We start from the raw sequence: 10,482 nt of genomic DNA, 5'->3' as shown, positions 1-10,482 counted from the left end.
GCCCTGGGTCGCCGATTTTCGAGGAAGGACCAGCATGTTAGAACACTTGAGACCATCCAGAGTGAATCGAGGGAGACCGTGGTCGGCGCTTGCCATCGCGGCGACCGCACTCGCCACGGTGGTCGCCGGAGCGGGACCGGCCACCGCACAGGCGAGGCACGGCGCGGCGGTGGATCCGAGCGGAGTCGCGACGGGGGCGCAGGCGTCGGCGAAGATCACCGCCGAAGCGACGAAGCAGCTCAAGGCGAACAAGAGCGCGGACTTCTGGATCAAGTTCGCCACGAAGGCGGACCTCGCGCCAGCCTACAAGATCGCTGACAGCAACAAGCGCGGGCAATTCGTGTACGACACGCTGCGCGCCACCGCGAAGCAGTCGCAGTCCGATGTGATCGCCCGGCTCAAGGCCGCGGGCGCCAACTACAAGAGCTACTGGATCAACAACTCGATCTACGTCGAGGACGGCACCCTCGCTGTGGCGCAGGGCGTTGCGGCGTCCAGCTCGGTCGCCGGCGTCCATCAGCAGTTCAAGATGGCGGAAACCAAGCCGGTGAAGTCCAAGGCGGCCGGTCCCAAGACGTCGGCCGGCGTGGAGTGGGGAATCGGGGAGATCAACGCACCGGAGGTCTGGGGTAACGGGGTCACCGGCCAGGGGATCACCGTCGCGAGCTTCGACACCGGCGTCGACGTGACACACCCGGCGCTGCGGTCGAAGTACCGAGGCACGAACCCGGACGGCTCGCTCAGCAACGACTACAACTGGATCGACATCCCCGACGCCTGCGGCGGAAACCCGTGCCCGAGCGCCGGTCCGCACGGCACGCACACCACGGGGACAATGGTGGGCGAGGACGGGGCCAACCAGATCGGCGTCGCGCCCGGCGCGAAGTGGATCGCCGCGAACTGCATCGACACGGAGGGGTGCGCCTTCGACGACTACCTGGCCGACGCACAGTGGTTCCTCGCTCCGACCCGCATGGACGGTAGCGACGCGGACCCGGCGATGCGCCCCGACATCATCAACAACTCCTGGGGCATCCCGCCGGGTGTCGACCTCCCCGAGGACTGGATGAGCGCCGAGACCCAGGCATGGAATGCCGCGGGCATCTTCGGCGCATGGGCGGCCGGCAACGAGGGCCCGGGCTGCTCGACCGCTCGCTTCCCGGGGGAGTTCACTCACACGTACGCCGCCGGCGCATACGACGTCAACGGCAACATCGCGAGCTTCTCGTCTCGCGGTCCGGGGCGGGACAACGAGCTCAAGCCGAATATCGCGGGTCCCGGCGTGGACGTGCGATCGTCGGTTCCCGGCGGCTACGCCGACTTCTCGGGCACCTCGATGGCCACGCCGCACCTGGCGGGCGCCGTCGCGCTGCTGTGGAGTGCCTCACCAGCGATGTACCGCGACATCGCCGGCACCGCGGCGCTGCTCGATCAGACCGCGGTGGACACCGCTGATACGAGTTGCGGTGGAACCGCGGGAGACAACAACGTGTGGGGCGAGGGCAAGCTCGACGCCGCAGCGCTGGTCGAAGCCGCGCCCACCACTGGCGTCGGCACGCTGACGGGCAAAGTGACAGACGCCGCGGGCGCCCCGATCGCGGGTGCCCGTGTCGTGGCCGACGGCGATGCGGACCGCACTGTCCTCACGGGCGCGGACGGCACCTACTCCGCCAAGCTGCCCGTGGACGACTACGCCGTCTCGGCCAGCGCGTTCGGCTACCTGACCAAGTCGGCGACCGCGACCATCACCGAGGACGTGACCACCACGGTCAACCTGACGCTCGAGGCGGCGCCGTCGCACAAGGTGTCGGGGACCGTCACGGCCGCAGGCGCGCCCGTCGGGGGTGCGAGAGTCACGATCGCGTCGCAGATCGAGCCCGTCACGACGGGTGCCGACGGAACCTTCACGTTCCCGTCGGTCCCGGAAGGCACGTACGAGCTGGTGGTGACGGCGGGAGGGTGCAACGCTCCGTTCTCTCGCGAGATCGTGGTCGACGGTGACGAGACGGTACCCGTCACACTCGCCCCCAAGAAGGACGCGTTCGGCTACACGTGCGCGGTCTCCGAAGGCGGGTACCTGCGGGGAACCACCCGGACACCACTCAACGGCGACGACGTCAGCGGGACGGTGGCCCTGCCGTTCAACTTCCCGTTCTACTACGGAACGTACGACAAGGCGTTCGTGTCGACCAACGGGTACCTGAACTTCCTTGCTGCGAACTCTGCCCTCGCCAACGTCGCCATCCCCAACGCGCCCGCGCCCAACGCGGCTGTCTATCCCTTCTGGGACGACCTGATCATCGATGCGCAGTCGGGCCTTTACACCGGTACGACCACGGTGGGCGGCAAAGATGCGTTCACGCTCGAATGGCGTGACGTATTCCCGTTCGAGTCGAGCAACACCCGCTTCTCGTTCTCGACGACACTCGTGTCCGACGGCACGATCGTCATGGGCTACGGTCCAGGCACCGCGGACGGGCGCACCCAGGGCAACTCGGCCACGATCGGCATCGAGAACGAGGCCGGCTCCGACGCACTTCAGTACTCGTCCAACGCCATCGCGACCCACGAGGGTCTGACGATCACCTACGACGCTCCGTCCCTGGCAACCGTCAGCGGAGTGATCCGCGACTTCAACACCAAGGCGCCGATCCAGGGCGCCACGGTCACCGCCACCAACAGGGCGGACGGGGCCAAGCGCGTCGCGACCACGGGCGCCGACGGCGGGTACGCACTGAGCCTGCTTCTCGGTAGCTACGACCTCCTGATCGAGGCCGACAACTACGAGAGCGCGACGGGGGTGGCGAACCTGACGAGGGAGGGTCAGGTGTCGACGCTCAGCGCTGAGCTCAAGGCCGGCCGCATCGCGGTCAACAAAGAGTCGATCTCGGCGACGCTCGGAATGGGTGAGTCGGTCACCCGAACGTTCCAGGTGTCGAACACGGGCTCGGCCCCGGTCCGGGTCGACCTCGGTGCCGGCGGCGGATCGTTCGTACCGCTCGGCTCGACGACGGCCGGTACCGCGGTGATCAAGGGCGTCGAGGGACCGGCGACCGTCGCCAAGTCGACGAAGCCTTCGGACAAGGCGCTCAGCACGTCCAAGGCGCGGCTGTCGAAGTCGGGCGCCAAGCTGGGTGCGTCGATCACTCCACGGGCGGCAGCTGTCCCGCTCGCGGAGCAGACCATTACCCACTCGGCGTCGCAGGCGATCACGACCGGGAACTCGGCCTCGTGCAACAACGGTTCCGAGGCGCGGGACAACAAGTACCTGCGGACGTTCAAGCTGAGCGACTTCGGCATCAACGGGTCGTTCGACGTTTCCCAGGTGCAGTTCGGTGTCGAGCTGACGAACTCGGCCCAGCCGCTTTCGGTCAACCTGTACTCGCTCGTGGGTGACCTCCGCTACGCGAACATGACGCCGCTCGGCAGCAAGGACGTCACGGTCGCCGCGGACGCGGACGGCACGATCGTCACGGTCCCGGTCGAGGGATCTGTTCCGGCGGGCGGCACGCTCGTGGTCGAGGTCGACGTGCCGGCCGGCGGCTGGTTCTTCATCGGTTCCAACGATCAGGGCCAGACGGCGCCCAGCTACATCTCGTCGGACGCGTGCAGCCTCCCCGAGCCGACCGACACGACCGACATCGACTTCCCCGGAATGCACCTGGTGATGAACGTCGCCGGTGCGACGGGCGGCAGCGGCGGTGTCGGGTGGCTCGACGTGCAGCCGGGAACGGTGACCCTCAAGCCGGGCGCCCGCGTCCAGGTGACGTCGATCATCACGGCGAACGTCGACCAGCCCGGCACCTACGGGGCCTCGATCGGCCTCCGCGCCGACACGCCGTACAGCGAGCCGTCGGTCTCGGCCACGCTGAACGTCAAACGTCCCGCCGGGTGGGGCAAGGTCACGGGTACGGTCACGGGCGCGGGAACACCGCTCGCGGGAGCCGTCGTCCACCTCGATGGGCTCGCCTACGACGCCACGCTGATCACGGGCGCCGACGGCACCTACGAGTACTGGATGCCGGCTTCGAACGCTCCGGTCCAACTGACAGTGGCCGCCAACGGCTACGTGCCCCAAACCAGAAAGGCGCAGATCGTAAACGGTCAGACGACGGTGTATGACTTCAACCTGACACGACTGCCATGACCTGATCGACAGCCCTAGGTGAAGGGCTCGGCCTCCACGGAGAGGTCGGGCCCTTCGTCGTTTGCGGGAAGTGGGGTCTGGCAGGTGGGGTTCTGCACGATCGTCTGGGCTGGGGGTTTGCGCGGCGGGTGTTCGAAGGTTGGTTTCCATTTACGCCTTCGATGGCGTCGACAACAGCCGCAGCATGTTCAACGCGCCCAAGACCAAGGGCTGCCGGGCCTGGGTCGCGTTGTCCGACCGGGCTATCGCGGCATTGCAGCGGCAACGCCGCCGCCAGCGCCGCCAGCGGCTCGCTGCCCGCGACTACGACGACCTGGGCCCGGTGTTCGCCCGGCCCGACGAGCAATCCCTGCTGCCGCAGTACGTGCTCGACCACCGACGCCGGCTCACCGCCGACGCCGGGCTGCCGGCCATCGGGTGCACGACCTGCGGCGCATCGCGGCCACCATCATGATCAACCAAGGCGTGCCGCCGGCGGTGGTGTCCCAGACACTGCGGCACAAGAACGTGGCTGCCACGGTGGATCTGTACGGCCACCGCACCCGGGACGCCGCCGACGACGGAGTGAGTGCCACCTGCGCGGCCCTGGACGCCGCCGACGCCCGAGAACCGTGGCCAGCAGACGCCGAGCAGCTCGCCGGTGCGGTGCGCGAGGGGCTCGCGATGCTCCTCATCGCCGGGGTCGGTCAGCGCGCCGAAGTAGCCGAAGATCACCGCGCGCATGACCCACACACGGACGCGCGGAGACCCCCCGTGGTGCGAGGGCCTCCGGCGAGGCGGTTCCGTGCGGTGGATCAGGATCCGCGAAAGATCAGGTTGCCGTTGTACGCGGCGCCGCTCTGCGAGCCGCTCATTTCGCTGGCGCGTTTGCGGCCCGCGTTCCCCGCGCGGCTTTATCCGGCTGGCGTTTCATTCAAACCCAAACCACGCAGGACGTTATCGCGATCCGCGTTTCCGCGCAGCGCGGTCAAGGAATTCAAGCGGCCCAGCAAAGTCGTGGAAGATGCGGGGCATTTCAAGTCTTGAATCGCCGACAAGGTCTTTTCAAAACGTTGGATGCGGCTTTCGAGGTCCGTTCCACTCGGAAGGTTCGCATTCTTGAGCGCTACCTGCGCGTTCACCTGGGCTTGAGTGGGTGGGCAACGACCGGGAACTTTCACCCCGGTAGGGCCCACGCGGTCAGCCGTCGCGTTCGGATCGCCCGGGCTGAAACCCAGCGCCGGCACCAAAGCGCTGATGTCACCGGAGCCGGCTCCGGCGTTCCCCGTCGCTCCACCCGCGGCCGCGTCACCGGATCCAGTGGCGGCGGCTCTATCCGCTGGCGTTTCATTTAAACCCAAACCACGCAGGACGTTATCGCGATCCGCGTTTCCGCGCAGCGCGGTCAAGGAATTCAAGCGGCCCAGCAAAGTCGTGGAAGATGCGGGGCATTTCAAGTCTTGAATCGCCGACAAGGTCTTTTCAAAACGTTGGATGCGGCTTTCGAGGTCCGTTCCACTCGGAAGGTTCGCATTCTTGAGCGCTACCTGCGCGTTCACCTGGGCTTGAGTGGGTGGGCAACGACCGGGAACTTTCACCCCGGTAGGGCCCACGCGGTCAGCCGTCGCGTTCGGATCGCCCGGGCTGAAACCCAGCGCCGGCACCGAAGCGCTGATGTCACCGGAGCTACCCTGTTCGGCGGCCTGGCTCATCCCCGTGCCGACCGCGAGCGCCGAGCCGAGCAGCGCTGCGGCGGCACCTCCAATCAACAGCTTGCGCGTCCGGCTGCTGACTCCGCGTCGATACATGCACGGCTCCTCTTCGTCTCGGTACTGCTTGTACCGAGATATACGAGCAATGATGTGGCAGCAGTTCATGACGCTGAGCAAGCGTTCCTTAAAGTTTCTTTAACGAGACTCCCGGGGCGTGCAGGCCCAGGCGCGGATCGCCCTACCTGCGCACTTCCGAGCCGGCGCACCAGAAGCTCCTCAGCTACCCGGCTGACGGATTGCGGCGCCCGGATCGGTGCTCTGCTCAAGGGCCGTCCACCACTCCTCCAGCTCATCGACCCGGCTCTGGAGTGCGGCTTTCGCCGCCCGGGCCGTCGCCAGTTCCTTGGTCAGCGCACCGATCGGCCCGGAGGCGGTCAGGGCGTCGAGCCAGCCCGCGACCAGCCGATCCTCAGCGGCGACCCGGCGGAGCGCGGAGGCGACCACTTCCGGTGACAACTCAGCCACGAACTCTCTCGGGAGCGTGAGCAGGCGAGCGACCTCGCCGAGGCTCCGCGCGGCGCTCATCTGGCGCCGAAGGCGCTCGGCGGACGGCACCGCCGGTTCGGCCGGTGTCGCAGCCGCGATCGGCTTGGCGGGAGAAGGAGCGGGCTTCGACACAGGCGCGGGCGTAGGTGCCGGCTCCGGGTCAGGCTCGGCCTCTGACGGGAGTTCGGGAAGGTCGTCCCCCACCCAGGCGTAGGCCAGAGTGTCGCCCTTCTGCCGTCGGACTACATTTGGCCACTTGGGCAGAACCGCCAGCGCGCGGGGCCCGTGCCGGGCCCAGGTCTCGTTCCGGAGACCGAGCTCGGCCAGACGCTCCCGGATCTCTCGCACCTTCAGCGGGACCGACGACTCGGCCAACAGGTGGAGAACCACCGCGAGGGGCTCTTGCGCGAAGACGGCGTGGAACAGCCGGGAGTCGGACAGAGCCAGGAAACGCAGCGAACCTCTCGTCGCGACGTGAACGCCGGCGCCCCGTGGGACAAGCTCTTCCTCATCGGTGTCATCCCACTTGACCTGGTAGTTTGTCCCGTCATCCGCGAGGATCGATCCGGCTCGGGTACGGCGTACGCCGAACGAATCGGACACCCGGACAAGACCCTGATCTGCGCTCACGAATGCGACTGTAATGGTTATCGTCGCGGCCGGGGCGCCGGCCGGAGCCAGCCCATCCTGGCCAGGCTCATCGGCCGTGTGCGCCCAGCGCCGGTTTGGCGGAACAACTCTGAGAGGAGAGGGGCGCGCTTGCCGGCCGCCCGTACGGACAGATCGGTGAGCTTGTCACTCGGTTCGAGGTCGAGCGTGAACGTGTGCCCGTCCCGGGGCTTCCTGGACGCGCTGCTGGCGCGGATGGGCATGGAGACCCGCCAGGCCGCCCAGCGTCGAGAGGCAGTACCAAACGTTCAGCGCTGGCCGCGTAGACGCAGCCGGCGGCCCCGGACCTGTTAGACGCGTTCGCCGATGCCGAGTCGCACGTGGACTTGCTGGGCTCGTTCCGCGGCCGCGCTGGCACCATAACGGCGCGGCATCTCCTCCGAGGACCACCCCATCAGCAGCATCAGGTCGCCGGTATCGCCGCCGGCCAGCTTCCATTCATGGGCGAAGCTGTGCCGCCACCGCTGCGCATGGACATGCTCAACCCCAGCCCTGTCCCCAGCTCCCGCAGCCGAATCTTGATGCCGTTCAGCTTCAACGGCCGGGCACTCTTCGCGGCGATCCACAACTGCTCGATTCCGGTCAAGCCCGGGCGTCGGCTGCGGGCACGCACATACCGGCGCACAGCACCCGCAGCCTTGGCCCGAACCGCACGCGGCGTTGTTTGCCGCCCTTACCCGTCAGGACGACCGAGTCGGTATCCAGATCGACGTCAGGCACCAGGAGATGCGGCACGCCGTGCATCGGCGACCGCTCAACTTCGCCCTCGATGACAAGCCAGCGGAAGAACTGCTGCAACGCCTTGTACTTGTTCAACCCCGTCCCCGCCGAGCGCTGCTCGATCACCGCCGCTTGAAACGCCGTCACCTGCCGGCTGTCCACCAATGGCGGATCGCAAGCGCCGCCTGCCTCCGGCATCCGCTCGCCCAGATACGCGGCCGGCTGCGAAGCAGCGAGCATATGGTTGTACCGGGTGGTCTCCGGATGATTACCGGCGCGCAACGACCGGTCCCGGTCTCTCAGCGACACCGCCCAGGCCTGACTCTGAACACCAGCCAGGAGATTCTCGATCTTCAATGCAAGCTCCCCGGTCAAGGAGTCGCTGCCCGGCACCGCACCCGCCCGAGTCAAGGGGTCGCGCAGCGGCCTGCTCACGTCCCGCAGCCAAAAACTCCGGTCGGCAGCCCCGGCTCGTGAGTAAAGGGTGGTGCCGCCGGGCCAACGGCCACAAGGGCAACACCCGAACGGCCTACACGGCCCGCTGACCTGCAGCGATACGCAGCGGAGCCTCGAGGACCCATTCGATCAACGGCGAAGGCAGCCAAGTAAAGGAGTCCGCGAAAACGACCTCCCGGCCCATAAGATCGTCCTTGAGCTGCGGAAACATCTTCCGGAATGCACTTCGATCCGCTCGCGCGGATGCTGAGTAAAGAGCGCTGATGGGCCTACTGCGTCGGCGGCGGTGACGTGATGCGCCTGTTCGTGATCTTTCGATTGTGCGTCTAGGTTCACTCTTCTCGGCTAGAGTCGCGCGCTGGCACGGTTACGTTAATGATCGACCGGCTCGTGCACCATGCCGACGTCGTCGCCCTCAAGGCGACAGCTACCGCCTCAAAGACCGAGACCTCGGCCGCGTCCCCTGCGGCCACCACCGACGAGTCATGAACCGGAAGCTGGTCCGTTTTCAATTGCCGGCACCTGCTCAGGATCCGGTTGCCGTTGACAGATCTTGCCCGGGTCTCGATGTTCACGACTTTGCTCCCGAGGCCGGCGCTGGAGCACCCGCGGGCACGCCGCTCACTCACGGTGACGCGGATGACCCGAGACACGGGTTTCCTATGTCCTGAACCACAACACCACGCCCTCCGCCGCTACGGATGACGCGCGCGGAAACCACAGCCGGATTTCAGGTTCCGGCTGTGGTTCCCACTTCTAGCCGATCGTCAGGGTGTGGATGAGCAGATCCGGAGATTTCCGAACCGCGCTCCGGGCGGGAAGTTCGTATCGGCCAAGGTCCAGCCGCCGTAGGCGTTGGCCGTCGCTTCCGGGTTGTTCACTGATGTTGGTGCGGCGCCAATGACACTAATCCAGCCCGACCAGGTCGTCCCACCGTCGAAGGAGGAGTTGCGATAGATGGGGCGGTTCTGCGCGGGTGCTTCGCTTCCGCGGACGAATACCACCAGTTCGCCCGAGCTGGTCACCGCTGCGCCCGGCTCGGAGATCGCACCGCCGCGCGGTGCGGCCAGGCTGTAGTACGAGCCCCACGACGAGCCGTTGTACGAAATTCCGTACACTTTGGAGTCGAATCCCCGCACGAATACGTCGATCCCCGGTCCGCGCTTCACCGCGACCAGATCGCCTTCGTACCGGCCGCCGAGCCCGATCCAGCTACTCCAGGTAGACCCGGTGCGCTCCACGTAGTAGAGGTCGTTGGCCTGGCCGCGGGTCAACACGCCGACATGGTCCGGCCTTGTGGAGACGGCGATCGGGGAGGACGTCAGCACGCCGCCGAGGCTGGTGTGCGGCCCCCAGGCGCCGTTCACGTACTCCAGGTACCACAGCTGCTTGTTGGTGCCCCGATAGAAGACCATGAGGTGCCCAGGCCCGATCGATACCAGGTCCGGGTTATAGGTCAGCACCCCGCCGAGGTTCTGCCAGCCGGTGGAGACGCCGTTCTCGAATTGCATGACGTAGAGCGCCTCGTCGCGACCTCGCACGGCGACCGCGGAGTGTCCCTCCCCAAAGGAGGCCGCCACCGGTTCGGAGCGTGAGAAACCGCCCAGATTCTGGAAGCCGATCGGGGCAGACGTCCGCGGGTCGATCTGGGTGCGGGTGACTGCGCCGTTAAAGTCGGTTTTATAGACGTCCACCGACCCGTTCGGCATCGCTGCCAACCCGGGATCCTTCTGATCGACTCCCTGCCCCTCATAGCAGCTGATGGTAGCGGCTGCGGCCGGGGTGCCCGGAATCACCAAAGTGGCGAGCAACCCCACGACTACCGGAGAAATCATTCTCTTGATACGCAAATCTCCTCCTAGGTCAAATGGCAACCGAGACCATCGGTGATGGCCGTACCCGACCGCCAAACTCCGAGGCGAAGCCTGCCGCCTGGGGCAGTCGGAAATGTTGCGGATATGTTGTGGCCACCGGGATACCGGCTCTAAAGTGCACTGTTCAGCGGACATGGCATGAACGGGCGGCGACGTGGATTTCCGGGTCTTGGGGCCGATCCGTCTGCACACGGCCGGCGGATCCATCGGGTTCGGCGAGCCGCGCCGGCAGACGGTGCTCGCCGCGCTGCTGCTAGACCGGGACTTCGCACATGCTTTTGGACTGCCGTTATAGCCAGCGTGGTCGGGTGGGGTCGACTTCGAGCAGGGCGAGGAGTTGGGCTTGGAGCCAGCCGGGTTGGGGGATTTTGGGTGGTTG

The 10,482-nt window shown here is 66.8% G+C and carries 7 protein-coding genes and 1 pseudogene; 3 read left to right on the top strand and 5 right to left on the bottom strand.

Annotated elements, in window-relative coordinates:
* Positions 1-61 precede the first annotated feature (61 nt).
* Both QSK31_RS33670 and QSK31_RS33665 read left to right on the top strand, forming a co-directional pair.
* A complete protein-coding gene (locus QSK31_RS33670) occupies positions 62-4,147 on the top strand; it encodes a carboxypeptidase regulatory-like domain-containing protein (protein WP_285688633.1) in 4,086 nt (1,361 codons plus the stop codon).
* Between the two features lie 139 nt (positions 4,148-4,286).
* Entirely contained in the window at positions 4,287-4,601 is a 315-nt protein-coding gene (locus QSK31_RS33665; protein WP_285688632.1) for a hypothetical protein, read from the top strand.
* A gap of 439 nt (positions 4,602-5,040) precedes the next feature.
* On the opposite strand, the gene QSK31_RS33660 is transcribed toward QSK31_RS33665, so the two are convergent.
* The 4 genes from QSK31_RS33660 to QSK31_RS33645 all read right to left on the bottom strand — a co-directional run bounded on the left by QSK31_RS33660 (position 5,041) and on the right by QSK31_RS33645 (position 8,208).
* A complete protein-coding gene (locus tag QSK31_RS33660) occupies positions 5,041-5,934 on the bottom strand; it encodes a hypothetical protein (RefSeq protein ID WP_285688631.1) in 894 nt (297 codons plus the stop codon).
* A gap of 180 nt (positions 5,935-6,114) precedes the next feature.
* Positions 6,115-7,014, bottom strand: a complete 900-nt coding sequence (locus QSK31_RS33655; protein ID WP_285688630.1) for a hypothetical protein — start codon at positions 7,012-7,014, stop codon at positions 6,115-6,117.
* A gap of 329 nt (positions 7,015-7,343) precedes the next feature.
* Positions 7,344-7,619, bottom strand: coding sequence for a site-specific integrase (locus tag QSK31_RS33650; RefSeq protein ID WP_285688629.1), 276 nt, complete (start codon positions 7,617-7,619; stop codon positions 7,344-7,346).
* Positions 7,620-7,635: 16 nt separating this feature from the next.
* A complete protein-coding gene (locus QSK31_RS33645) occupies positions 7,636-8,208 on the bottom strand; it encodes a hypothetical protein (RefSeq protein ID WP_285688628.1) in 573 nt (190 codons plus the stop codon).
* A 396-nt stretch (positions 8,209-8,604) separates the two neighbouring features.
* Here QSK31_RS33645 and QSK31_RS33640 point away from each other — a divergent pair.
* Positions 8,605-8,718: pseudogene (locus tag QSK31_RS33640) on the top strand (ATP-binding protein); the annotation flags it as partial.
* Between the two features lie 278 nt (positions 8,719-8,996).
* On the opposite strand, the gene QSK31_RS33635 reads toward QSK31_RS33640, so the two are convergent.
* On the bottom strand, positions 8,997-10,079 hold the full coding sequence (locus QSK31_RS33635) for a DUF8189 domain-containing protein (protein WP_285688627.1): 1,083 nt from the start codon (positions 10,077-10,079) through the stop codon (positions 8,997-8,999).
* Positions 10,080-10,482 lie beyond the last annotated feature (403 nt).

Source organism: Actinoplanes sp. NBRC 103695 (assembly GCF_030269485.1).
GTDB lineage: Bacteria > Actinomycetota > Actinomycetes > Mycobacteriales > Micromonosporaceae > Actinoplanes.
Note: the sequence above shows the minus strand (reverse complement) of the source record. Positions and strands in the feature narration are given on the sequence as shown.